Consider the following 21,617-nt stretch of genomic DNA (forward strand, 5'->3'; position numbering starts at 1 on the left):
CCGCGTCGCAGCGACACAGGCGCCGGTTGACGGCGCCTGTGTTCCAGCTGCCACGCGCAAGCGCGCCTAGAAGCGGCCTTCCTGGTAATCCACGAAGGCCTGCATGACCTCCTCGCGGGTGTTCATCACGAACGGGCCGTAGCGCGCGACCGGCTCGCGTGTCGGCCGGCCGGCGATCAGGATCAGGCGCGCTCCGGCCCTGCCGGCGCGCAACGTGAGTGCGTCGCCGCCGCCCAGCACTGCGAGTTCCTGCGCCTCCAGCGGACGCGCATCCTCGCCCTCGCCGACCGTCAACCCGCCCTCGTAGGCATAGGCGAAGGCGTTGTGGCCTTCGGCCAGGCCCGTTTCCCAGGCCGCCTGCGGCTGCAGGACGATGTCGAGATAGGTCGGCTCGGTCGCGGGCTGCGCGATCGGTCCCTTCACCTCGCCGACCGCTCCGGCGATGACCTTTACTTCCACGCCTTGCGCAGGTGTCGCGACCGGAATCTGCTCCGGCGCGAATTCCTGGTAGCGCGGCTCGACCATCTTGTCCTTCGCGGGCAGGTTCACCCACAGCTGGAAGCCGCGCATGCGCCCTTCCTGCTGCTCGGGCATTTCCGAGTGCACCAGGCCGCGACCGGCGGTCATCCATTGCACGCTGCCCGATGTCAGCAAACCTTCGTTGCCATGGTTGTCGCGGTGCCGCATGCGCCCGTCGAGCATGTAGGTGACCGTCTCGAAGCCGCGGTGCGGATGGTCCGGAAATCCGGCCAGGTAATCCTCGGCGCGGTCGGTCCCGAACTCGTCCAGCAGCAGGAACGGGTCGAGCATCTCGAGCTGCGGGCCCCCGATCACGCGGGTGAGCTTGACCCCGGCGCCGTCGGAGGCCGGCGTGCCGCGCAGCTTGCGGGTGATGCGTGCAGGTTGGCGAATCGATGTGGCGGTGCTCACGGCAGGCTCCTGTGTTGGACTGGCCAGCATGTCGAGGCAGGTTTGCCCACGCCACAGCCCCGGTACTGGAACGCTGCTTTGCGCGCGGCGTGCTAACGGTGGACGGTGCGTGGCCGGATCGCCTTGGCCCGGTTGCGGCGAATGGTCCAGACCGTGGCCGGCGGGACGTTGCGCAGCACCAGTTCCCCGCGCCGGGCCGCGAACCCGAGTTCCAGCAGCAGACTCTGGTTGACCGGCGACAGGGGGCCGTAGGTGAACTGCACCATCACCCCGTCCGGGCCCAGGCAGGCGAAAGCCGATTGCAGGATCGCCGATTGGGTCTCGCGGCTCATGGTCAGTAGACCGAGCCCGGAGACGATCGCGTCGGCCGGGCCATGTTCGAGGTAGCCACTGGCCAGCGCCAGTTCCGCGGTATGCAGGGCATCGCCCTGGACCACGCGCGCGCCGGGCACCCTCGCCTGCAGCTGCGCGTGCAACGAAGCGTTGAGCTCGATGATCAGCAGGTCGTCCGGGGCGATGCCAGCATCCAGCAGCGCGTGGGTGATGACGCCGGTGCCCCCGCCCAGCTCGATGATCCGGCGCGCACCCTGCGGCAGTTCGGCCAGCACTGCCGCGGCCAGTTCCGGGCTGGAGGGAGCGATCGCAGCGGTCTGCCTGGGGTTGCGCAGCCATTGTCCGAAGAAGCGCAGGCTGTGGGCAGATCGACGCGACATGGGCCCCATCATGCGCCCGTCGTGCGGAGGAAAGGTGAAGCGCTTCGAACCGGGCGACCGCGGCCGTCCTTGACGCCTATCGCCCGCGCAGCCGCCAGCAGCGATGGATCCGCGCATGGCGCGCGAAATCCGGGCCAATGGTCGCAGGCGTGATGTCTTCCACGATCGCGAACGCGGACACCTGCGCCTCGTCCAGGCGGAAGCGGCGGAAGTTGTTGGAAAAATACAGCACGCCATCGCGCGCGAGCCTGGAAACTCCCGCCTGCAGCAGGCGCACATGATCGCGCTGGACGTCGAAATCGCCGGCGCGCTTGGAATTGGAGAAGGTCGGCGGATCGCAGAACACCAGGTCGTATTCCCCGCCATCGGCTTCGAGCCAGGCCATGGCATCGGCCTGCGCGATGCGGTGCCGGGTGCCGCCGATAGCGTTCTCGCGCAGATTGTCCGCCAGCCATTCCAGATAGGTGGCCGACAGGTCGACGCTGGTGGTGGTGGCCGCACCGCCCACCGCGGCATGCACCGTGGCCGCGCCGGTGTAGCAGAACAGGTTGAGAAAGCGCATGCCGCGCGCCCGTTCGGCGATCTGCAGCCGCAGCGGGCGATGATCGAGGAACAGCCCGGTATCGAGATAGTCGAACAGATTGACCTTCAGCCGGACCGCGCCTTCGCGGACCGTGAGGAACTGGCCGCGGTGATCGAAGCGGCCGTATTTCGATCCGCCCTTGCCCGGCTCGCGGGTCTTGAGCGCTACGCGCTCCTTGGGCACGTCGAACACCTCGCGCGCCGCCAGCAGGAGCTCGTTGAGCCGGCGCCGCGCGACCTCCACCGGAATCTCCGAGGGCGCCGCGTATTCCTGCACGTGCAGCCAGGTGGCGGCATCCGGCTCGGCCGTGTAGACATCGATCGCGGCAGCGTATTCGGGAATGTCGGCATCGTAGGCGCGCCAGCAGGTCACGCCTTCACGTTCGCGCCAGGACTTCAGCTTCGCCACGTTCTTGCGCAGCCGGTTGGCCACCATCTGCGCACCCTCGGGCAGCGTGCGCGGCTCCGGACGCGGACGCACCGCCGGGGCGATGGGATCGACCACGATCAAGGTGCATTCGATCGCGCCGTTGAACAGCTGGTATGTCTTCTTCGCCCGCAGACCGGTGGCGAAGGCGAGTTCCGCGTCCCCGCACAGCAGGCTGGCCCGCCACGCCGGAACTTCGCGCCGCAGCGCATCGCCGAGGCTGCGATAGATCGCGGGATCGGCCGCCAGGCGCGCATCGTAGGGCGGATTGCAAACGACCAGGCCCGGAAGCGGTGCCTCGCTTGCGGCTGACACCACCGGCAACGACAGCGTGGCAACGGCGCCGACCCCGAGGTCTAGCGAAGCCGCAACGCCGGCCGCCTGCGCGTTCTCGCGCGCGGCATGGATGGCATGCGGATCGAGATCGCGCCCGGCAAAACATGCGCGCAAGGCGGCGCGTCCTGCTGCCTCGCGCGCGCGCGCGTCGCCTATGAGATCTTGCCAACCGTCCAGGTCGAATCCCTTCCAGCGCGTCGGCACGGTGCTGGAGTAGCGCATCAACCCGGGTGCCACGTCCGCTGCCATCAGCGCGCCTTCGATCAGCAGGGTGCCGCTGCCGCACATCGGGTCGAGCAGCACGCCGCGGCTGCGGTACACCTGCGGCCAGCCGCCCCGCAGCAGCACCGCGCAGGCCAGCGTTTCCTTGAGCGGCGCTTCGCCCTGCACCCTGCGCCAGCCACGGCGATGCATCGCGCCGCCCGACAGGTCGATCGACACCACCGCCCTGCCCTTGCGCAGCACCAGATCGATCAGCACGTCGGGCGACTCGACATCGACATCAGGGCGCCGGCCATCCCGCTCGCGCAGGCGGTCGACCACCGCATCCTTCACCCGCTGCGCGGCGTAGCGTGCGTGAGTGACGGCGGTGCCGGAGACGTGTGCGTCGACCGCCAGACTCAGGTCCGCATCAAGGTGTTTTTCCCAGGCGATCGTCGATGCCCCGGCATACAAGGCGTGTTCGTCGGGGCAATCGAATTCGGCCAGCGGCCACAGCACCCTGCTGGCCAGCCGCGACCACAGCACCGCGCGTTGCGCGTCAGCCAGTCCACCTTCGGCGTTGACCCCCGCGATCGTCGCGGTCGCCCTGGCGCAGCCGAGCGCGAGCAGTTCATCCGCAAGCAGATATTCCAGGCCCTTGCCGCAGCTGACGAAAAAGCGCGCGGTCACTTCTGTACGGCCTGCTGTTGCGCGCGATCGGCGCGACGGAAGACTCTTCGGGCTGACACTCGTGGCGCAGTCGCACCCATGGGGGCCCCTACAGCGACCGCAGCAGTTCGGCAAAAGCCGCTGCCGAGGTGTCGACGTTCGCCGACAGCCGATGGCTGTCGGCAACCAGCAGCAGTCGCGCGCGCCGCGCCCTGGCCCAATCGAATACGTCCTGCGCGGGAATCAGTTCGTCGTCCCAGCCATGCAACAGGCTGATCGGCACGTCGGCGGCGGCCTCCAGCGCCGGCAGCGGCCCCATCGTCAGCGGCGGCGCCAGCAGGAACAGGCCGCGCACCGGTACCTGCAGGGAGACCCGTGCGGAAATGTACGAACCCAGGCTGGAACCGGCCAGCACCAGCGGTCCGCGTTCGGCGGCCTCGCGCGCAAGTCCGAGCAGGCGCTGAAGTCGTGCAGGAACATCGCCGAGTTCGCCCACTTCGCGCCTGGCATCCAGGTCGGTGTAGTCGGGCCGTTCGTGGGTCCAGCCGAGCTGCCCGGCCACTTCGGCCAGCGCGGTGACCTTGGTGGCATCGGGTCCGCTCTCGAAGCCGTGCGACAGGATGCAGTGGCCCTTGCTCAAGCGCCTTCTTCCACCGCGATGACTGCGTCGCCCAGGCGGATGTCACCGCCGCGCAGGATCCGCGCGCAGATGCCGCCATGCCCGCGCATCGCGTTGTAACCACCTTGGCCCAGCGCGTCCTCCATGCGTGAACACGGATCGCAGGGGCCGGTGCCTTCGAGCAGCACTTCGCCGATCCGGAAGCGGCGGTCCTTGAGCGCCACCAGCGGAATCCCGGAGACCACCAGATTGCGCCGCAGGGTCGCAGGCAGGATTGCCGCATGACCCGACAGCGCTGCGATCGCCGGCAGATGTTCGGCCTGCAACAGGGTGATGCCGCGCTTGCCGCTGCCGCTTCTGGACAGCGTGTAGCGATCGCCAGCCAGGCCGGCGCCGTCGTGGGCTTCGACGCGTTCGAGCTCGCGCATCGGAACATCGCGCGCCGGTCGCACGCCGATCCAGTCCACGCGCCCCGCGCGCGGCAGCTGCGCGAACAGGTGTGCGAGTTCCGAATCCGGGGAAAGACGTGCCATCGGTGAATGCTAGCATCGGGCCATGCCGCTTCATTCCCTGGACGTCCACGTCGATGCCCTGCCCTACCAGACGCGGCTGGCTGCGCGCGATCCCGGCGACATCGACCTCGTCGTGATCCATTGCACCGAATTGCCCGACCTCGCCACTGCACGCGCGTACGGCGAGCGGGTGCTTTATCCCGAGTCCGGCACCGGCAACAGCGGCCATTTCTACATCAACCGCGACGGTGCCACGCATCGCTGGGTCGATATCGACCGCGTGGCGCACCATACCCGCGGCTACAATCCACGCTCGCTGGGGATCGAGCTGGTGAATACCGGCCGCTATCCGCACTGGCTCGATTCCCGCCACCAGGCGATGGCCGAGCCTTATGAACCCGGTCAGGTCGACGCGCTCATCGCATTGCTGGAGCAGTTGCAAGCCGCGTTGCCGAATCTGGCCTACATCGCCGGCCATGAGGACCTGGACACCACCGAGGTGGCGGCCGACGACGATCCCTCGCTGAGGGTACGACGCAAGCGCGACCCAGGGCCGCTGTTTCCCTGGCCGCGAATCCTGGCCGCGAGTTCCCTGAAGCGGCTGCCCTAGCAGGGGGCCGTACAATTAGCGGCCGTTTCCCGCATCTGAGCGCATGACCTCCCCCGTTTCCGAACTGATCGAACTGCTGTCGCTGGAACGACTCGAGGACAATCTGTTCCGTGGCCAGAGCCGCGACATCGGCACCAAGTACGTCTTCGGCGGCCAGGTGCTGGGGCAGGCGCTGTCAGCGGCCCAGGCGACGCTGGAAGGCGGTCGCGACAACGGCGTCCCGCTGCGCACCGCGCATTCCCTGCACGCCTATTTCCTGCGCGCGGGCGACATCGAACACCCGATCGTCTACGACGTGGATCGCACCCGCGATGGCGGCAGCTTCTCGGTGCGCCGGGTCAGCGCGATCCAGCACGGCAAGGTGATCTTCTTCTGCGCGGCATCGTTCCAGGAGCTCGAGCCGGGCGCCGAACACCAGTTGTCGATGCCCGCGCTGCCGCAGCCGGAGGACATCGAACCCGCGCACGCCGTTCCCGAGGAAGTGCTGGCCAAGCTGCCGACCAAGGTCCAGCGCTGGCTCAGCCGCACCGGGCCGTTCGAATTCCGCCATGTCTATCCGCGCGATGAACTCAAGCCGCCCAAGCGGCCGCCGTTCCAGCAGGTGTGGTTCCGGCTCGCGGAAAAGGTCGGCGATCCGCCGGAACTGCACCGGGCCCTGCTCGCCTATGCGTCCGACTTCCAGCTGCTGGGTACCGCGACCTATCCGCATGGCATCAGCTATTACCAGCCGGATGTGCAGATGGCCTCGCTCGACCATGCGCTCTGGTTCCACCGTCCGTTCCGGGCCGACGACTGGCTGCTGTATTCCATTGACAGCCCCAGCGCGCAGAACTCGCGCGGACTGGCGCGCGGCATGATCTACGACCGGACCGGGCGTCTGGTCGCCAGCACCGCACAGGAAGGATTGATCCGGGTGGTGCAGGATGCCACCTGTGCGCCGCCGGCGGTGAACAGCTGATGCGTCAGGTCTTCACCAGCCCGCGGATCGAGAACGTCGAGGGTGTCGCCAAGATGCTCGAGGACGCGGGCATCGAGGTGCGCATCACCCACGGACGTTCCTATCGCGGCGCCATCCGCGGCAACTTCAGCTACCGCGCCGATGAACGCGAGCGCCAAGGCCCGCAACCCGCGGTCTGGATCGTGCGGTCGGAAGACCAGCCGCGCGCCCGGACGATGCTCCGCGAAGCCGGCCTGCTCGAATCCACCCGCACCCCGTCCGACAGTTTCCTCGCTGCGACCGTGCACGGCGGCGAGGCCGGCGCCGGCGGCGATCCGCGCCGCAAGCGCGCGTTTCGGCTGAAGATCGCCCTGCTGGTGGTGATCGCGGTGGCCGTGGCGCTGGGGTTCCTGGCTTTGCGCAAGGCGCCACCGGCCGTCCCCGCGACAGCCGCGCCGGCGACGGCGTCCTCCTCATCGGCGGGCGAACCCGGCTATGTCATCGCCACGCCTCCGGCGCTGGCCGAGACCCTGCTGCGGATCGAACTGGAGGCGCAGGCGCCGGCGTTGGCCTGCATCGCCATCGACGGTAAGGATCCGCCGCCCGAACTGCTCGCGCGGCTGGGGAACGGGGATCGTTCGCTGCAACCGTCGTCGACCTGCGACCGGGCGCACGCCGACCTGCGCTTCGACGTCAACCAATACCGCACCGATGGCTCCGGCGTCGGGACCGTGCGGCTGGACATGGTCCACCACACAGGTGACGAAGAACAGCCCGAAACGCGTACGCTGGAAGTGGAACGCACCGGCGACACCTGGCGCATCCTGCGGATGTTGTAGCGCTCCCGCCCTCGTAGGAGCGACGTGAGTCGCGAGCTTTCCCCGAGGCCCCGCTGTTCTGGAAAGGGCTCGCGACCCACGTCGCCCCTACAAACTCGCCCATGAAAAAGCCCGCGCATCGATGCGCGGGCTCGGCCTTTCGTTGACGCCTGCAGAAATCAGGGGTGCCGCCGCGGCTGCAGTTCCTGCTGGCTGAGGAAACCGTCCCGGTTCTCGTCCATCCAGGCGAACGACTTCTCCAGTCGCGGCATCTTCTCGCCCACTTCCAGCTTGCTCAGCTTGCCGTCCTTGTTGATGTCGGCCGCGGCGAAGCGTTCGGCCGAACGCCTGGCGAATTCCGCGTCGCGCTGCGGGCGCATGCGCTCGTGGTAGTCGCTCACTTCGCTGCGCACCAGGTAACCATCGCGGTTGGCATCCAGTGCGGCGAAATCGGGTGCCTGGTGCAGCGGCTTGTGCGCCCCAGCGTCCTTGCTCATGGCGGCCATCCGCCCGGCGCGTTCGGCCCTGCCCGCGTCGAACTCGGCGCGGCTGATGCGTCCGTCGGCATCCTTGTCCAAGCGCGCAATGCCTTCATGGCCGCCGCCCCGGCCGCCGCGATGGCCACGCTTCCAATGCGGACGTTCAGCTGCGCTGAGCTTGCCATCCTTGTTCGTGTCCAGCTGATCGAACTTTGCGGCGAAGCGGGGATGGTTTGCCGCTTCGGCACGGTCGATCGCGCCGTCATTGTTGGCATCCAGCTTTGCGTGCCCGCGATGCTGGGCGTGCTCGGCTGCCTGCGGGGCGGCAATGGCCGCGGTCGTGGCGACGGCGGCGAGCAGTGCCGCCGCGATCAGGGTCTTGCGATGCATGGTCCGGTCTCCTGGGGAGGCGGCACCGTGCCGCCATGCCGCGATCAACGCCCGGGCCGGTTCTGGGTTGACTCCGGGCGTGGCCCGTTCAGTGAAGCGACAGTCGCAACCGGCGCGATCCGCGGCGCTATGCTGGTGCCATGGACGGGTTGGCACGCACGCTTTCGATACTCGGGCATCCGGTGCTGGTGTTGCCGGTGGCAGTCTGGTTCGCGGCCGCGCCCGGCTACGCCAGGGGCGGCCGGATGCTGGCCGGGTTTGCCGTCTTCGGTCTGCTGGTGATGGGCTGGTCGTGGTGGCAGGTGCGTCGCGGCCGCTGGCTCCACGTCGATGCGAGCGCCCATGCCGAGCGCCGTGCGTTGAACCGCTTCCTGCTGTTCGCCCTCGCGTTCGGCACGCTGCTGGCATGGCGCTTCGCAGCTGCACCCGTGGCGCTGGCAATCGCCTTGTCGGGGTTGCTGGTGTTCGCGGCGGTGCTGTCGGCACGCTGGTGCAAGCTGTCGCTGCATGTTGCATTCGCGACCTATGCCGCGGTGCTGTTATGGCGCCTCGGCCTCTGGGCCGTGGGGCTGGGGTTGGCCTTTGCTACTGCGCTGGCATGGTCGCGACTGGTGCTGGAGCGGCATGCGCAACGCGACCTGTTTGCCGGCGCGGTTGCAGGTGGCGCGGCAGGCCTGCTGTTCTGGCGCCTGCTCGGCTGGCAGGGACACTGACATGCGCGAGGCCGAGGAACTGCGCGTCTTCCACACCGGCGAGCACGTCTGCGGGTATTTCCCCGACCGCATCGCGCGCGACCTGGTGATCGATCCGCGTGACCCACGCCTGGCCCAGCATTATCCGGTCGCGCTGGGATGGGGCTTCCGCCGCTCCGGAGATCTGGTCTACCGCCCGCACTGCCGTGGGTGCCGCGCATGCCTGGCGGTGCGCATCCCACTCACCGACTTTGCACCCAACCGGAGCCAACGCCGGTGCCTGGCGCGCAATGCGGACATCGACGCGCGCGTGGTGCCGGCGCAACGCTCCGACGAACACGTGGCGCTGTATCGCCGCTACCTGCAATCGCGCCACGCGGGCGGCGGCATGGACGATCACGGCGCGATGGAGTTCGACCAGTTCCTGATCGGCAGCTGGTCCGATGGCCGCTTCCTGGAGCTTCGTCAACACACAAGCCATCAATTGCTGGGCGTTGCGGTCACCGATCTGGTGGAGGACGCGCTGTCTGCGGTCTATACCTTCTACGATCCCGACGCCTCCGCCCGCAGCCTGGGCACGTTCGCGATCCTGCAGCAGATCGCGTGGGCAAGGCGCGAGGGGCGGCGCCATCTTTACCTGGGCTACTGGATCGCCGGCCACGACAAGATGGACTACAAGCGCCATTTCCGCCCGATCGAAGGCTTCGACGGACGTCAATGGCGGCGACTGCGCTTCGAGTAGGTCGCCGGCCCGCCGGTCGACCAGAAGCTTTCTATCCGGGGATCGCGATGTCGAAGTGCATGACGTCCTCGCGGATGCCCAGCTTCGTATACAAGGCCACTGCCGGGTGGTCGCCGTAGTCGGCCTGCACGAAGATCACCCAGGCCCGGCGCGCGGCGGCGATCTGCTGCAGCTCGCGAATCAGCCCCGTCGCGATGCCCTGGCGCCGGTGCTCCTGGTCCACCGCCAGATCGTAAAGGTAGATCTCGCTGCGGGCCTGCTCGAACTTCGGTAACTCATAGGCGACCAGCGCGCCCACCACCTCATCGTCCTCGAGCGCGACCAGCGCGATGACATATTCGTTGCCCAGCAGGCGTCGGAAGTACTCCGCGTCCGGCCGAGATCCGGCGTAGGTTGGCATGTCGCCGAACGCCTCGCCGAACAAGGTGAGCATGCCCTCGGTCGGCCCGAGCGTGTCCGCGTCGAGGCGGCGGATCACCACGGCCGCTTTATTCGGCGTATCCACGTGCTGCCCCTCCGACTGCGACCGGATGGCGCCGGCGGCACGTCCGCGCTGTGATCCGAAGCCCTGCGCACGGCGTCTGGTGAGGCCTCTACCTGTGGCGGGCCGGCCGCGGTCCACCTGGCGGCATTGGGGTACTCCGGCCCACGGCCGCACCCGGACCGTCGAACCGGTCGACGTTGAGCTGCAGGTTGAAGACCTTGCTGTCGCCATCTTCGTCCACGTGCTCCTTGCAGTAGTTCACCGTGGCGGCGTTGTAGCGACTGGTGCCTTGCGAGGACCAACCAAACCCGGTGGTCATGCTGCCGGTCACCGGCCGCGCACTGCCGTCCACCGCCGTGGGGCAGGCCGAGTGCTGTGCGATGGTGCCCTCTTCCGTCGGCAATGACTTGTCGCCGTACCAGGTGCCGGGCGGATCGTTGCGGTAGGGGCTGGCGAACAGCGGCTTCTCAGGCAGCTTCGTGTCCAGCACGGTGCCGCTGTCTGCGGCATGGGCGGCCGGCATGGCGCTCCCCAGCGCCAGCGACAGAAGGAGAACTTTGCTTGCGCGCATGGGGATTCCGGGAACCCTGCAGTCGGAGCAGAACCGGCGCCACGGCCGCGCGGCGCGATCTCACGCTAGCAACACATCATTGAACGGCATCTGTCCGTGGCCGCGCATGCAGATCGCACGCCGATTGCCGCCCTACGCCGATCCCGTGGTTAGCCCGGCTGGCGCGCGTAGCTGACGGTCAGCAATTCCCAGATGTGGCCGTCGGGCTCCTCCCAATAGACGATGCTGCCGCCATGCGCGGTATTGATCTGATGATCCATCGGCCCGTGCGGCATGCTCCGGTAGGCGATGCCCGCAGTCCGGATGCGATCGAGGATGGCTTCGAACTCCTCCGGGCCGACCCGGAAGCAGTAATGCTGCCTGGGCACGTTCTCGCCCCACTCGTCGAAGTCGAGGGTCAGGCCGTCGTTGAGATATACCGGCGAGAACGGCCCGACCCCGCTGGTCGCCCATGGCACGCCGAACAACTCGGCGATTCGCCTGGCCGACGCATTGCGGTCGCGGGCGGGAATGATGAGATGGTCCAGATGTGCGGTCATGGTGTCCTCTGCACAGCGACAGATCCGTGCGGCGAGCGATCCGGCTCGTTGCGCGCCCCGGGCGCCGCCTAGATGCCCCGCATGTCAGCATAGATGATCCAGGCGGCGCACACCGCCGCAAAGTAGATCAACCCGAGCAGGGAAATCACCTGCGATCTACGCAGTTCAGGATGACGCTTTCCAACACTCACCGCATACGACAGCAGACCAAACGTCCCCAGGCTCCGGCCTTCCGCCGCTGCCCGATGCGCGATGTGCACGAAGTGATAGATCGAATAGGCGAAAGGCAGCAGCACGAAGCATTGACCAATGGCCACCACGTGCGTGACCGGCAAGCCGAACGGATATTCACCAAATGCCCTGACCAGTACGGGGCGCACGTCCGCCGAATACGTTGTCGCGACGACAAGCGCGCACAGCAGTAACGGGATCAGGAAATTGGCCGGCTTCGGCTCCATCAACGGCATTTCACGGTAGGCGTCTGGGCTGGATTCGATTCGCGCCGGGAACCTGGCTTCATCGGATGCCGAATTCCGGCGGCGATGCCGTGATCATGCCTTGCCGGACGCGTCACGCAACGCCCGGTTTGGGAGCTTGGGCATCGTCTTGGGGGTTCTGTTGCGTCGGCTGATCCGATTCGACTTTTGCCGCGTCGCCTTCATCGGCGATGGGCACCAGCTGCTGCACAACGCTCTTCAGCGCGTGCGGGCCGAAGCCGAACAGTTCATCGCTGCGGGCTGAGACGATCATGCGCACCATGCCGCTGGGCACCATGAGTTCCATCTCCACCTGCCTGCCGTCGGTGGTCTTGCCGTTGAGGGTCAGCTCGATGAGCGCGCCGCCGGTGTCGATGCCGGTGCAGATCACGTGCTGTCCTGCGGGGCCATCCTGCAGGTAGGGTTTGATCGCATCGCCCAACGCCTCGAGCGCCTGCGGGAAGAAGAAGACCGCGTAGCCGTTGTTTCCGTCCATGCCTGCCGTCGATGTCTGAGCCGTTCTGGCTGACTGCATGATCGCAGACCTGGGAGCCACGGCGTGAGACGCGGCCGTTCACCGGACCGTCACGAATCTGCGATGCTTCGGGCATGCACCGCCGTCCGCAGCTCTTGATTGCCCTCGCGCTGTCCGCGTGCCTGCTGGCGTGCGCACCGCAGAAAGAGCCGTTCGCGCGGCTGGCCGGGCTGGTGCTCGACGAGCGCCTCCGCGAGATCAGCGGCATGGCCGCTTCGCGCGTGCATGAGGACGTGCTGTGGCTGGTCAACGACGGCGGCAATGACGCGGCGCTGTACGCCGTGTCGAGGCGCGGTGGCGAACAGGCGCGCTTCGTGATCGACGGTGTGGCCAATACCGACTGGGAAGACCTGGCCGCGTTCGAACTCGACGGCCGCCACTACCTGCTGATCGCCGACACCGGCGACAACGGCGGCCTGCGCCGCACGCTGCAGTTGCACGTGGTGGAGGAGCCAGCGACCCTGGAAGACGGTTCGCTGAAGCCAGTGTGGTCGATCGCGTTCCGCTGGCCCGATGGCGCCCGCGACTGCGAGGCCGTGGCGGTGGATGCGGCCGCGGGCCAGGTCCTGCTGGTTTCGAAGAAGCGCCGTCCGCCCGAACTGTTTGCCTTGCCGCTGCGACCGGCCACCCGGCCGCAAACGGCGCGGAGACTGGGCACCCTGGCAGGCATTCCGCAGGCCGGGCAGCACGAGCGCCGGGGCAACCGGGTGCATGCACGGCTGCACGGCCAGGTGACCTCGGCCGACCTGTCGCCGGACGCCCGCACGCTGGCGGTCATGACCTACGGCGACCTGGTGCTGTACCGGCGCCACGGCACGAGCGAATCCTGGACGAAGGCGACCAGGCGGCGGCCCGAGTTGCGCGCCCTACCGTGGATTCCCCAGGCCGAGGCCGTGGCCTGGTCCGCCGGAGGGCGGGGCTTGTTCGCCACCGGTGAATTCAGCCCCGCACCGCTGTTCTACCTGGTGCCCTAGGGAACGACCGTTCGTCGGATGCTTCTGGAATTTTGATATCAATTTGATATCAATATCTCACCCACCCGCTCCGAGGTGGGGACCTCCGAGATCGTCGCCATGAAAGAACTGCCCCTTCGCTCTCTGCCCGGCATCCCCTTCCTGCTGGCCGTGCTGGTCGTCGCGGTGTTCGCCGCCTGGCTGTTCGTGAGCGGCACCCATCTGGACCCCCAGACCGGCACCCCTTCGGCCACCAGGCTGGTGGGTGGCGTGTTACTGGGCGCGCTCGCGTTTCTCAGCCTGATCGGCCTGTACAAGGTCGAGCCCAACCAGGCCGCAGTCCTGAGCCTGTTCGGCAAGTACGTCGGCACGGTCAAGGACAACGGCCTGCGCTGGAACAACCCCTTCTATGCCAAGCGCAAGGTCTCCATGCGCGTGCGCAACTTCGAGAGCGGCAAACTCAAGGTCAATGAGCTGGATGGTTCGCCGATCGAGATCGCCGCGGTGATCGTCTGGCAGGTCGTCGACGCGTCGGAGGCGGTCTACAACGTCGACGACTACGAAAGCTTCGTCCACATCCAGACCGAATCGGCGGTGCGCACGATGGCCACCAGCTATCCCTACGACCAGCACGAGGACGGTCAGATCGCGCTGCGCAGCCACGCCGCCGAGGTGTCCCAGCACCTCAAGGACGAACTGGCCGAACGCCTGGCCGATGCCGGCGTGCAGGTCCTCGATGCGCGCATCAGCCATCTGGCTTACGCGCCCGAAATCGCCCAGGCCATGCTCCAGCGCCAGCAGGCCAACGCGATCATCGCCGCGCGGACCCGGATCGTCGCCGGCGCGGTGGGCATGGTCGAAATGGCCCTGGCCGAGCTTCAGAAGAACGGCGTGGTGCAACTGGACGAAGAGCGCAAGGCGCAGATGGTCAGCAACCTGCTGGTGGTGCTGTGCGGCGAGCGCGCCACCCAGCCGATCGTCAACGCGGGCACGCTTTACTGATGCCGGCCCTATGCAGGAGCGACGTGAGTCGCGGGCTTTTCCCCGAGGCCATGAAGATCAGGAACTCGCGGCTGATGCCGCTCCTACGCAGGCCGCCAGCCGCATGAGCGAGAAGAAGGCCTATCCGCTGCGGATCAATGCCGAGGTGCTGGCAGCGGCGCAGCGCTGGGCCGACGACGAGCTGCGTAGCCTCAACGCGCAGATCGAGTATGTGTTGCGCGATGCGCTGCGCAAGGCGGGCCGGCTGCCGAAATCCAGGCACGGCAACGAGGGAGAGGAAAGCAAATGAGCAAGCGTTGGACTTACCAGGTGGTCGAGATCAAGCCCAGCTTTTCCGGTCGCGTGAATGCCGAGGCGATCCAGGCGGAACTCACCAGGCAAGGCGCATCCGGCTGGGAGCTGGTGCAGGTGTTGCATAGCGGCCACAGCCTGCAGCCCGCCAAACTGATCTTCAAGAAGGAGTTGTGACGATGAACCCGGGCATCGGAATGCTCGCGGCGCTGCTGGCGACTGCAGCCTTCTTGACCGCACCGCCTGTACCGGCGCAGGACGCGCCCTCACCTACGGCAATTGCCACACGGCTGCTCGATCGCATGAACGCGGGCGAGTACGCGCAGGCCGAATCCATGTTCACTGCCGAAATGGCGAAAGCGGTGCCCGCCGCCAAGCTCAAGGCGGTGTGGGAATCACTGCCTGCGCAGGCCGGAACGGCCAAGGGTCGCGGAGACCCGACGGTGGACACGCAGGGCGGCACGACCCTGGTCACGGTGCCGCTGCCATACGAAAAGACGGGACTCGTCGCGAAAGTGGCTGTCGCCGCCGACGGCAGGATCTCCGGTTTCCTGATCCAGCCGGCACCGCCACCCGCACCGGCTCCACCTGCCGACGATGCCGGTTTCAGTGAGCGCGATTTCGGGATCGGCACAGGCGATCGCGCCCTGCCCGGCACGCTGGCCATACCCAAGGGCGAGCCGCCCTCGGCGGGCTGGCCCACGGTGGTGCTGGTACACGGTTCCGGCCCGCACGACCGCGACGAGACCATCGGACCCAACCGGCCATTTCTCGACATCGCGCGCGGCCTGGCCGCGCAGGGGATCGCGGTACTGCGCTACGAAAAGCGGACCCAGGCGCGTCCGCAGGATTTTGCGGAGCGGGCCTACACCATCGACGACGAAACCACGGACGATGCCGTCGCCGCGATCGCGGCGTTGCGCGCCACCGAGGGCGTCGACCCGAAGCGGGTCTTCGTGTTCGGCCACAGCCAGGGTGGCATGCTTGCGCCGCGCATCGCTCTCAAGGCCGGCGATGTCGCTGGGCTCGTGCTGTTCGCCGCGCCGGCGCGGCCGCTGCTCGACATCCTCATCGAACAGAACGTGCGTATGGCGGTGCTGGGCGACGGCAAGACCAGCGACGCCGAGAGAGCGGCAATCGAAAGGCTCAAACTGCAGGTGCAGACTGCGCGCAAGGACGGCGACGCCGCGGCCGACGCGCTGCCGATGGGCCTGCCGGCGAGCTACTGGCGCAGTACCGATGCGGTGGATCCTGTCGTCGAGGCGCGCGAGGCGAAGTTGCCGATGCTGGTGCTGCAGGGTGCACGCGACATCCAGGTGGTGGATGCCGACTGGCAGCGCTGGCGCGCCGGCTTCCACGACGATCCGAAGGTCGCATTCAAGCTGTACGAAAAGCTCAACCACCTTGGCATCGCCGGGGAAGGTGAAGGCTCGCTGGCCGAATACGGCACGCCCGGCCAGCTCGATGCGCAGCTGATCGCCGATGTCGCCGGCTGGATCGAGGCGCACTGAACGATGAAGCAGACCGCGCAAAGACGGGCATTCCAGCTCGCGCCGCTGCAACACTGGACCTGGCTGCTCCTGGTCGCGTTGTGGATGGGCCTGATGCTCGTGGCGTACCTGGGAGGGACGCACCAGCAATCGGCAGCCAATCCGGTGCCGTGGTGGCTGGTGGTGCCGTTCGCCACCGCGCTGCTGCCGGTCGGACTGGGCGTGGCGCTGACCCACCGCTCCATCGGCATCGAAGGCGACAGGCTGGTGATCGCTGCGGCGCTCGTCTTCGCTCGCAAGGTCCCGGTCGCCGAACTGGAGCTGGACAAGGCGCGGGTGCTGAGCCTGGACGAGCGCACCGAGTTGAAGCCGATGCTGCAACTGGGCGGCTTCACCTTGCCCGGTTTCAACGCCGGTCATTACCTGCTGCGCAACCGCAACCGTGCGATCTGCCTGCTGACCGACCGGCAACGGGTGCTGGTGTTGCCGCGCCGCGACGGCCGTCTGCTGCTGCTCAGCCCGGAACAGCCGCAAGTCCTGCTCGATGCACTGCGCGTCATCGCGCAACACTGACCGCCGTTCCTCCTGCCAGGCGTGGCCAAGACCGAATGGAGGTCGTCATGCAATCAACGCGAAACCATTACGCGTCCGTTTCCGCCCTCGTCTTCGCCCTGGTCGCACTCGCGCAGGGCTGGCGCGCGATCGACGGCCTGCCGGTGCGCATCGGCGACTTCGACCTGCCCGTCGGCGCCTCGGCGGCGGTGGCGATCCTGTGCGGGGCACTCGCGGTCTGGGGCTGGCGTTCGCGCTGAAGAAGCGCTGCGCTAACCTGTGCGCATGCGTCCCCTGCCCCGCGTTCTGCACAACACCGCCGAGATCGAGATCTGGCCCGCATGGCTGCTGCGCGCGCGCAGCAACTCCGACGCGCGCGCACTGTCGCAGTCGCGCCAGGTCCTGCGGCGCAAGCGCGACGGCCGCTACCTGGCCGCGGTGCAAGCCGGTGGTCTGCTGCCGCTGGTCACGCATCTGATGCGTGAACCGGGCATCGACACGGCGCTGGATCTGCTCGATGCGCCGCGCCATGCCCGCCCTGGGCTGGATCACGTCGCTGCACTGCCGCTGGATCGCCTGCACGACAGACTCGATGCGCTCGGGCTCGACGACGGTTATGGCGTGCGCAGCGGCCTGCCGCTGGTGCCCGAACCCGACTGGCTGGCGTTCGCCGGCTTCGACCGCTACCGCCGTCCGCTGTGGTTGCATGTGCGGGCAGCGCGCGCGTGGCAGCACATGCGCGATGCCGCGCTGCGCGACGGCGTGGTGCTGGAAGCGATCTCCGGCTATCGCAGCCACGACTACCAGTTGGGCATCTTCGAACGCAAACTGGCGCGCGGGCAGACGGTGCCGCAGATCCTCGCGGTCAACGCCGCACCCGGCTACAGCGAGCATCATTCCGGCCTGGCGCTGGACATCGGTACGCCGGACGAACCGCCGGCCGAGGAATCCTTCGAAGAGACTGCAGCGTTCGCCTGGCTACAGCAGCACGCCGGCGGCTTCGGCTTCGCCATGAGTTATCCGCGCGACAACCCGCACGGCATCGTCTACGAGCCGTGGCACTGGTGCTGGCATGCCGGTTGAGGTATGTCGTAGCACCCGCCGGGCATCGGCGGAACCTGGCGCAGCGGCCGCGTTGTTCCTGCCATGAAACCAGGTCGGCGCGAGTTCCTGTACAGCGGTGGCCTGGCGCTCGGGGGGATGGCAGTCGGGTGTGGAGTTCGTGAGCCGGCCAGCGCGCTAGTCGATGACGTGAGCGGCCTGAATCCCGTCGTCGTGGATAGTATTTTGCGGCCGACGCGCACCTCCGAGATCCAGGTAGCCCTGACGCGCACCCGAGGTACCGTCTCGATCGGCGGCGGCCGCTACAGCATGGGTGGGCAGATCGCCAGCGAGCACTCCCTGCACATCGACATGCGCTCGATGCGAAGGTTGCTGTGGCTCGATCACGAGGCCGGCGTGGTACGCGTGCAGTCCGGGATGTCATGGCGCGCCTTGCAGGATGCGATCGACCCGCACGGGTTGTCGGTAAAGGTAATGCAGAGCTATAGCAACTTCACGGTTGGCGGGTCGGTTTCGGTGAATTGCCACGGGCGCTATGTCGGCAAGGGACCCATCGCCGGAACGGTGCGCGCACTGCAGTTGGTAACCGCCAGCGGCGAGGTGCGCGAACTCTCCACCCTTCGCGAGGCCGATCTGTTCGGAGCGGTACTCGGCGGCTATGGCGGCTTGGGCGTGGTGACCGAGGTCGAACTCGATCTCGATCCGAATGACCGTATCGGGCGCAGAGCGGACCGCATCAGCCTGGACGAGTATCCGTCGTTCTTCCTCGAGCGCGTACTGGCGGACCCGGAAGTGGTGCTGCACAACGCCGACTTGATGCCGCCGCAATTCGATGCGCCGCTCTCAATCGACTGGAGGCGCACTGATGCGCCGCTGACGCAGACGCGTCGCTTGGTTCCGCGCGATCTGGACTACTCGCGCGAACAGACCCTGATCTGGTCTGCGACCGAATTGCCGGGACATGAACTCGTGCGCGACCGCTTCCTTACCGAAAAGCTCATGCGCGAACCGGCCGTGACCTGGCGCAACCACGAAGCGAGCCTGGATGTGAGGTCTTTGGAGCCGCGTACCAGGCTGGTATCTACCTATCTTCTGCAGGAGTATTTCGTTCCGGTCGAAGCGTTTGCCTCCTTTACCAGGCAGATGCGCAGGATTCTGATCGCAAGCCAGGCGAACATACTGAACGTCTCGATCCGGCATTCGCCTGCGGACACGCGTTCGCTGCTGCGTTGGGCGGAGACCGACGTGTTTTCGTTCGTCGTGTACCACAAACAGCGTAGTTGGGCCGGGGCCGACGCGGAAACAGAGCGCTGGACACAGCGTTTAGTGGCCGCGGCACTCGACCATGGCGGACGCTATTATCTTCCGTACCGGTTGCACGCAACGCCGATGCAGTTCCGGCGCGCATACCCAGAGCACATCGCGTTCGCACGGATCAGGGACGCGATCGATCCGCAGAACCGGTTTCGCAACCGCCTATGGGACAAGTACCTCTCCACCTAGCCGCGCGTGCCGGATGGCGTCGGGAGCAAGGCGCGAAGGGCCGAGCCTGCACGAGTCAATCCTGTGAGCGCTTGGTCGCAGCCTTCTTCTGCTCCGCGAAATCAGCAATCCGCCACAGGTACAGACTGGCGTAGGTGCGGTACGGGCCCCAGCGCTCGCCGCGTTCGATCAGTGCCTTGGGTGCCGGCATGGCCTCGTGTCGGTCGACGCGCTGCGCACCCTTGCGGATGCCCAGGTCGTCGACCGGCAGGATGTCGGCGCGGCCGAGGCGGAACATCAGCATCATCTCCACCGTCCAGCGGCCGATGCCGCGGATCGGCACCAGCGTGGAGACGATGGCGTCCGGTTCCATGGTCGACATCTGTCGCAGCGTGGGGATCTCGCCGCGCGCTTCGCGCAGCGCCAGGTCGCGCAAAGCCAATGTCTTGTTGCCGGAGACGCCGCAGGCGCGCAGCGCGGCGTCATCGATGCGGCCGAGGGTGTCGAAATGCAGACGATCGCTGCCGATGGCGGTTTCCACCCGGCCGACGATGGTCGCCGCTGCCTTGCCGCTGAGTTGCTGGTACAGGATGGCACGCGCCAGAGCGTCGACCGGGTCGAATGGCTTGCGCCAGCGCGGGTCCGCCTCGATCGGACCGATCCGCTTCATCCAGGTACCGAGCTTGCGGTCGCGCTTGGCCAGGTGGGCGAAGGCGGCGTCGGTGTCGAATCCGCGCGCGTAACGTGGCATGGGAATCAGCCGCGTACTGCGCCGACTGCATGCAACAGCCAGCCGGCGATCAGCAGGCCCCCGCCCAGCGGAGCGACGACGCTGCCGGTCCCGAACAGGGTGCCCGCCACCACGCCCCCGCAGAACAGCACGCTGCCGGCCAGCAGGAGGTACAAGGCGGTGCGATCGAGCAGGCGTTCGGCATGCCCGGCCAGCGCCGCCAGCGCCAGGCCATGTCCGAACGCGAATGCAGCGGCGGTTTGCAGCCGCGCTTGCGCAAGCCCTTCTGCCCCGTGCGCCGCGTAGGCCGCCAGCGCCACGGCGCCGGCAGCCAGCAACGCACCGATGGCAGCCAGCCCGCGATTGCGACGGGCCGACGCATTTGCACTCATGTTGGTGGCTTGATCCAAAACCGTTGGCCAAAACGCAGCGCGGCGCGGCGGGGGCGCGGCGCGCGCCCAAGTCGCCGAGACCGTAAATAAGGTGCCCCAACAACACGAACACACCCTGCGGCTGGTTGTTCGCGTCCGCAGTGAACGCCTTGTCGACGCCGTTCTTGTAGACCTCGTACGGGCGGCCGGTGGGCTCGTAACCCTGGGTCAGAGCCCAGGCGCGCACCGCATTGCGCACGTTCTCCAGCTCGGCCATGAAGCCGACATAGGTGGCGGTGGCCGCCCTGCGCGCCGGCTGGCGCACGTACTTCACCGGTCCCTGCAGCTTGAGGCCGGTGAGCTCGGGGCCGCCGGCAGCCTGGATCGGCGCCGACGGCAGGGCCGGGATCGGACCGACGGTGTCGCCGTCCTGGTCCGCCTCATCGCCCGCGTCGGCAGTCGCTGTGTCGTCCTTCTCGTCCTCGCCCTCGTCCGCAGCGCTTTCGCTGGCCGGACCTGCGCCGCGACGGACGGGCTGGACGACATCGAAGGTGTAGTTCTCGCGTCCTAGCTCGGTGGAAATGATGCGCATCGGCCCCGCCTTGGTCAGGCCGCTGGCGGCGATGGTGCGGTTGATCCATTCCATGTTCGACTTCATCGAATTCTGGATGGTCAGATTGTTGCGCTCCACCGAGCCGGCGGAGACCACCAGCAGATCCTCGGCCGGCAGGTCGACCTGGCGCAGGTTTTCCAGCCGCGTGCCCGCCATCTTGTAGTCCACGTTCGGGACCGAGGCGAGCATGTTGCTCAGCCTCTGCAGGCCCATCTGCATGTCGTCGCCGACGTGGCGGCTGACGTAAAGACCGGCATAACGGCCAAGGATGTCCCAGCCGTAATCGACATGGTAGGACTGGCTGATCTCGACGTTGCGCCCGCTGCGGCCGGTCGGCTTGAGGTTGAAGGTCATCGTCTTGTTGTGACCGCGCTGGACGTTCTCCACCGCGTACTTGACCGTCTGGTTCGGAACGGATTCGGTGATTTCCCAGCTACCGCTCCCGACCTGCGGGATCGTCGACGAGTAATCCATCCGTGCGCCCTTGCCCGAAGCCGGTCCCGACAGCTTCAGCTGCATCTTGGGATCGCGCAGCGCCAGCGGGTTCCACTGGCCGAAGCGACGCAGGCTGTTCAGGGTGTCGTAGACGATCGTCATCTTGCGGTTCGTCTCGACGGTCTCGCGCAGATTGCGCTGCGAAGGCAGCACCAGGCTCACCAGCAGGAACAGTGCGGCGACGATCGCCAGGGAAATCAGGATCTCGATCAAACGAGTCATTCAACGTTCTCCGGGAACTCTCATAACCGGCCGGGCCGGGGCGCAGACCGGCCATCCTAACAATTTGACGGGCGGGAGGGCGAGCATCGGGG

At 67.3% G+C, this 21,617-nt stretch carries 27 protein-coding genes and 1 pseudogene; 14 read left to right on the plus strand and 14 right to left on the minus strand.

Features of this window, described 5'->3' with window-relative positions; all coding sequences use genetic code 11:
- Nucleotides 1-66: 66 nt before the first annotated feature.
- The 5 genes from MC380_RS10715 to MC380_RS10735 form a co-directional block, all read right to left on the minus strand.
- Nucleotides 67-930: a pirin family protein gene (locus tag MC380_RS10715; protein ID WP_242164656.1), complete on the minus strand. Its 864-nt coding sequence runs from the start codon at nucleotides 928-930 to the stop codon at nucleotides 67-69.
- 92 nt (nucleotides 931-1,022) lie between these two features.
- Nucleotides 1,023-1,643 carry a methyltransferase domain-containing protein gene (locus MC380_RS10720; protein ID WP_242103294.1) on the minus strand — a complete coding sequence of 207 codons (621 nt, stop codon included), beginning with the start codon at nucleotides 1,641-1,643 and terminating at the stop codon, nucleotides 1,023-1,025.
- A gap of 76 nt (nucleotides 1,644-1,719) precedes the next feature.
- Nucleotides 1,720-3,879, minus strand: a complete 2,160-nt coding sequence (rlmKL, locus tag MC380_RS10725; protein ID WP_242164657.1) for a bifunctional 23S rRNA (guanine(2069)-N(7))-methyltransferase RlmK/23S rRNA (guanine(2445)-N(2))-methyltransferase RlmL — start codon at nucleotides 3,877-3,879, stop codon at nucleotides 1,720-1,722.
- An 88-nt stretch (nucleotides 3,880-3,967) separates the two neighbouring features.
- Nucleotides 3,968-4,498 (minus strand): hypothetical protein, encoded by a 531-nt coding sequence (locus MC380_RS10730; RefSeq protein ID WP_242103289.1) that lies wholly within the window; start codon nucleotides 4,496-4,498, stop codon nucleotides 3,968-3,970.
- The gene (locus MC380_RS10735) at nucleotides 4,495-5,010 is read right to left on the minus strand and encodes an MOSC domain-containing protein (protein WP_242164658.1); all 516 of its coding nucleotides are present in this window, start codon (nucleotides 5,008-5,010) and stop codon (nucleotides 4,495-4,497) included. Before MC380_RS10735 ends, MC380_RS10730 begins: the two co-directional genes overlap by 4 nt.
- A gap of 22 nt (nucleotides 5,011-5,032) precedes the next feature.
- Between MC380_RS10735 and MC380_RS10740 the strand changes: the two genes are divergently transcribed.
- From MC380_RS10740 to MC380_RS10750, 3 genes are read left to right on the plus strand one after another with little or no spacing between them, the layout of a single operon-like run.
- Complete coding sequence (locus MC380_RS10740; protein ID WP_242164659.1) at nucleotides 5,033-5,599, plus strand: N-acetylmuramoyl-L-alanine amidase; 567 nt, start codon at nucleotides 5,033-5,035, stop codon at nucleotides 5,597-5,599.
- A 43-nt stretch (nucleotides 5,600-5,642) separates the two neighbouring features.
- Nucleotides 5,643-6,557, plus strand: a complete 915-nt coding sequence (locus tag MC380_RS10745) for an acyl-CoA thioesterase II (RefSeq protein ID WP_242164660.1) — start codon at nucleotides 5,643-5,645, stop codon at nucleotides 6,555-6,557.
- Nucleotides 6,557-7,375: a hypothetical protein gene (locus MC380_RS10750; RefSeq protein ID WP_242164661.1), complete on the plus strand. Its 819-nt coding sequence runs from the start codon at nucleotides 6,557-6,559 to the stop codon at nucleotides 7,373-7,375. The genes MC380_RS10745 and MC380_RS10750 overlap by 1 nt, the downstream gene beginning before the upstream one ends.
- Nucleotides 7,376-7,533: 158 nt before the next feature.
- Here the strand turns inward: MC380_RS10750 and MC380_RS10755 are convergent, their stop codons facing one another.
- Complete coding sequence (locus MC380_RS10755) at nucleotides 7,534-8,223, minus strand: calcium-binding protein (protein WP_242164662.1); 690 nt, start codon at nucleotides 8,221-8,223, stop codon at nucleotides 7,534-7,536.
- A 140-nt stretch (nucleotides 8,224-8,363) separates the two neighbouring features.
- Between MC380_RS10755 and MC380_RS10760 the strand changes: the two genes are divergently transcribed.
- Together MC380_RS10760 and MC380_RS10765 are read left to right on the plus strand one after the other, a co-directional pair.
- Nucleotides 8,364-8,936 (plus strand): hypothetical protein, encoded by a 573-nt coding sequence (locus MC380_RS10760; RefSeq protein WP_242103281.1) that lies wholly within the window; start codon nucleotides 8,364-8,366, stop codon nucleotides 8,934-8,936.
- Nucleotide 8,937: 1 nt separating this feature from the next.
- Nucleotides 8,938-9,657: an arginyltransferase gene (locus MC380_RS10765; protein ID WP_242164663.1), complete on the plus strand. Its 720-nt coding sequence runs from the start codon at nucleotides 8,938-8,940 to the stop codon at nucleotides 9,655-9,657.
- A gap of 31 nt (nucleotides 9,658-9,688) precedes the next feature.
- Here MC380_RS10765 and MC380_RS10770 read toward each other — a convergent pair whose 3' ends face one another.
- The 5 genes from MC380_RS10770 to MC380_RS10790 all read right to left on the minus strand — a co-directional run bounded on the left by MC380_RS10770 (nucleotide 9,689) and on the right by MC380_RS10790 (nucleotide 12,223).
- A complete protein-coding gene (locus MC380_RS10770; RefSeq protein ID WP_343223571.1) occupies nucleotides 9,689-10,138 on the minus strand; it encodes an AAC(3)-I family aminoglycoside N-acetyltransferase in 450 nt (149 codons plus the stop codon).
- A 112-nt stretch (nucleotides 10,139-10,250) separates the two neighbouring features.
- Nucleotides 10,251-10,712, minus strand: a complete 462-nt coding sequence (locus tag MC380_RS10775) for a hypothetical protein (RefSeq protein WP_242164665.1) — start codon at nucleotides 10,710-10,712, stop codon at nucleotides 10,251-10,253.
- 149 nt (nucleotides 10,713-10,861) lie between these two features.
- Nucleotides 10,862-11,251, minus strand: coding sequence for a VOC family protein (locus MC380_RS10780; protein ID WP_242164667.1), 390 nt, complete (start codon nucleotides 11,249-11,251; stop codon nucleotides 10,862-10,864).
- Nucleotides 11,252-11,319: 68 nt separating this feature from the next.
- A complete protein-coding gene (locus tag MC380_RS10785) occupies nucleotides 11,320-11,709 on the minus strand; it encodes a hypothetical protein (protein WP_242164669.1) in 390 nt (129 codons plus the stop codon).
- A 112-nt stretch (nucleotides 11,710-11,821) separates the two neighbouring features.
- Entirely contained in the window at nucleotides 11,822-12,223 is a 402-nt protein-coding gene (locus MC380_RS10790; protein ID WP_242103274.1) for a hypothetical protein, read from the minus strand.
- Between the two features lie 113 nt (nucleotides 12,224-12,336).
- Here MC380_RS10790 and MC380_RS10795 point away from each other — a divergent pair, with 113 nt between their 5' ends.
- The 9 genes from MC380_RS10795 (at nucleotide 12,337) to MC380_RS10835 (ending at nucleotide 19,115) form a co-directional block, all read left to right on the plus strand.
- On the plus strand, nucleotides 12,337-13,236 hold the full coding sequence (locus tag MC380_RS10795; protein ID WP_242164671.1) for a hypothetical protein: 900 nt from the start codon (nucleotides 12,337-12,339) through the stop codon (nucleotides 13,234-13,236).
- A gap of 99 nt (nucleotides 13,237-13,335) precedes the next feature.
- A complete protein-coding gene (locus MC380_RS10800) occupies nucleotides 13,336-14,217 on the plus strand; it encodes an SPFH domain-containing protein (protein WP_242164673.1) in 882 nt (293 codons plus the stop codon).
- A gap of 103 nt (nucleotides 14,218-14,320) precedes the next feature.
- Nucleotides 14,321-14,506, plus strand: a complete 186-nt coding sequence (locus MC380_RS10805) for an Arc family DNA binding domain-containing protein (protein WP_242103270.1) — start codon at nucleotides 14,321-14,323, stop codon at nucleotides 14,504-14,506.
- Nucleotides 14,503-14,685 carry a DUF4177 domain-containing protein gene (locus MC380_RS10810; protein WP_242103268.1) on the plus strand — a complete coding sequence of 61 codons (183 nt, stop codon included), beginning with the start codon at nucleotides 14,503-14,505 and terminating at the stop codon, nucleotides 14,683-14,685. The genes MC380_RS10805 and MC380_RS10810 overlap by 4 nt, the downstream gene beginning before the upstream one ends.
- A 2-nt stretch (nucleotides 14,686-14,687) precedes the next feature.
- Nucleotides 14,688-16,019: an alpha/beta fold hydrolase gene (locus MC380_RS10815; RefSeq protein WP_242164675.1), complete on the plus strand. Its 1,332-nt coding sequence runs from the start codon at nucleotides 14,688-14,690 to the stop codon at nucleotides 16,017-16,019.
- A 3-nt stretch (nucleotides 16,020-16,022) separates the two neighbouring features.
- Nucleotides 16,023-16,571, plus strand: coding sequence for a hypothetical protein (locus tag MC380_RS10820; RefSeq protein WP_242103265.1), 549 nt, complete (start codon nucleotides 16,023-16,025; stop codon nucleotides 16,569-16,571).
- A 47-nt stretch (nucleotides 16,572-16,618) separates the two neighbouring features.
- A complete protein-coding gene (locus tag MC380_RS10825) occupies nucleotides 16,619-16,810 on the plus strand; it encodes a hypothetical protein (RefSeq protein WP_242164677.1) in 192 nt (63 codons plus the stop codon).
- Nucleotides 16,811-16,835: 25 nt separating this feature from the next.
- Complete coding sequence (locus tag MC380_RS10830) at nucleotides 16,836-17,633, plus strand: M15 family metallopeptidase (RefSeq protein WP_242164679.1); 798 nt, start codon at nucleotides 16,836-16,838, stop codon at nucleotides 17,631-17,633.
- A 63-nt stretch (nucleotides 17,634-17,696) separates the two neighbouring features.
- Nucleotides 17,697-19,115, plus strand: coding sequence for an FAD-binding oxidoreductase (locus MC380_RS10835; RefSeq protein WP_242164681.1), 1,419 nt, complete (start codon nucleotides 17,697-17,699; stop codon nucleotides 19,113-19,115).
- Between the two features lie 55 nt (nucleotides 19,116-19,170).
- Here the strand turns inward: MC380_RS10835 and MC380_RS10840 are convergent, their stop codons facing one another.
- The 3 genes and pseudogenes from MC380_RS10840 to MC380_RS10850 all read right to left on the minus strand — a co-directional run.
- Nucleotides 19,171-19,845, minus strand: coding sequence for a DNA-3-methyladenine glycosylase (locus MC380_RS10840; RefSeq protein WP_242164894.1), 675 nt, complete (start codon nucleotides 19,843-19,845; stop codon nucleotides 19,171-19,173).
- A 5-nt stretch (nucleotides 19,846-19,850) separates the two neighbouring features.
- On the minus strand, nucleotides 19,851-20,216 hold the full coding sequence (locus MC380_RS10845) for a DUF423 domain-containing protein (RefSeq protein WP_242103258.1): 366 nt from the start codon (nucleotides 20,214-20,216) through the stop codon (nucleotides 19,851-19,853).
- 133 nt (nucleotides 20,217-20,349) lie between these two features.
- A pseudogene (locus tag MC380_RS10850) lies at nucleotides 20,350-21,525 on the minus strand (polyketide cyclase); the annotation flags it as partial.
- Nucleotides 21,526-21,617: the final 92 nt, after the last annotated feature.

Source organism: Lysobacter sp. M15 (genome assembly GCF_022662515.1).
GTDB lineage: Bacteria > Pseudomonadota > Gammaproteobacteria > Xanthomonadales > Xanthomonadaceae > JAKPBU01.

Coding starts and splice junctions, on each gene's coding strand:
- MC380_RS10760 (WP_242103281.1), top strand. CDS start 8,364: ATGGACGGGTTGGCACGCACGCTTTCGATACTCGGGCATCCGGTGCTG.
- MC380_RS10835 (WP_242164681.1), top strand. CDS start 17,697: ATGAAACCAGGTCGGCGCGAGTTCCTGTACAGCGGTGGCCTGGCGCTC.
- MC380_RS10805 (WP_242103270.1), top strand. CDS start 14,321: ATGAGCGAGAAGAAGGCCTATCCGCTGCGGATCAATGCCGAGGTGCTG.
- MC380_RS10815 (WP_242164675.1), top strand. CDS start 14,688: ATGAACCCGGGCATCGGAATGCTCGCGGCGCTGCTGGCGACTGCAGCC.
- MC380_RS10820 (WP_242103265.1), top strand. CDS start 16,023: ATGAAGCAGACCGCGCAAAGACGGGCATTCCAGCTCGCGCCGCTGCAA.
- MC380_RS10755 (WP_242164662.1), bottom strand. CDS start 8,223: ATGCATCGCAAGACCCTGATCGCGGCGGCACTGCTCGCCGCCGTCGCC.
- MC380_RS10845 (WP_242103258.1), bottom strand. CDS start 20,216: ATGAGTGCAAATGCGTCGGCCCGTCGCAATCGCGGGCTGGCTGCCATC.
- MC380_RS10785 (WP_242164669.1), bottom strand. CDS start 11,709: ATGGAGCCGAAGCCGGCCAATTTCCTGATCCCGTTACTGCTGTGCGCG.
- MC380_RS10840 (WP_242164894.1), bottom strand. CDS start 19,845: ATGCCACGTTACGCGCGCGGATTCGACACCGACGCCGCCTTCGCCCAC.
- MC380_RS10790 (WP_242103274.1), bottom strand. CDS start 12,223: ATGGACGGAAACAACGGCTACGCGGTCTTCTTCTTCCCGCAGGCGCTC.
- MC380_RS10765 (WP_242164663.1), top strand. CDS start 8,938: ATGCGCGAGGCCGAGGAACTGCGCGTCTTCCACACCGGCGAGCACGTC.
- MC380_RS10740 (WP_242164659.1), top strand. CDS start 5,033: ATGCCGCTTCATTCCCTGGACGTCCACGTCGATGCCCTGCCCTACCAG.
- MC380_RS10775 (WP_242164665.1), bottom strand. CDS start 10,712: ATGCGCGCAAGCAAAGTTCTCCTTCTGTCGCTGGCGCTGGGGAGCGCC.
- MC380_RS10800 (WP_242164673.1), top strand. CDS start 13,336: ATGAAAGAACTGCCCCTTCGCTCTCTGCCCGGCATCCCCTTCCTGCTG.
- MC380_RS10810 (WP_242103268.1), top strand. CDS start 14,503: ATGAGCAAGCGTTGGACTTACCAGGTGGTCGAGATCAAGCCCAGCTTT.
- MC380_RS10830 (WP_242164679.1), top strand. CDS start 16,836: ATGCGTCCCCTGCCCCGCGTTCTGCACAACACCGCCGAGATCGAGATC.
- MC380_RS10825 (WP_242164677.1), top strand. CDS start 16,619: ATGCAATCAACGCGAAACCATTACGCGTCCGTTTCCGCCCTCGTCTTC.
- MC380_RS10720 (WP_242103294.1), bottom strand. CDS start 1,643: ATGTCGCGTCGATCTGCCCACAGCCTGCGCTTCTTCGGACAATGGCTG.
- MC380_RS10795 (WP_242164671.1), top strand. CDS start 12,337: ATGCACCGCCGTCCGCAGCTCTTGATTGCCCTCGCGCTGTCCGCGTGC.
- MC380_RS10745 (WP_242164660.1), top strand. CDS start 5,643: ATGACCTCCCCCGTTTCCGAACTGATCGAACTGCTGTCGCTGGAACGA.
- MC380_RS10780 (WP_242164667.1), bottom strand. CDS start 11,251: ATGACCGCACATCTGGACCATCTCATCATTCCCGCCCGCGACCGCAAT.
- MC380_RS10750 (WP_242164661.1), top strand. CDS start 6,557: ATGCGTCAGGTCTTCACCAGCCCGCGGATCGAGAACGTCGAGGGTGTC.
- MC380_RS10735 (WP_242164658.1), bottom strand. CDS start 5,010: ATGGCACGTCTTTCCCCGGATTCGGAACTCGCACACCTGTTCGCGCAG.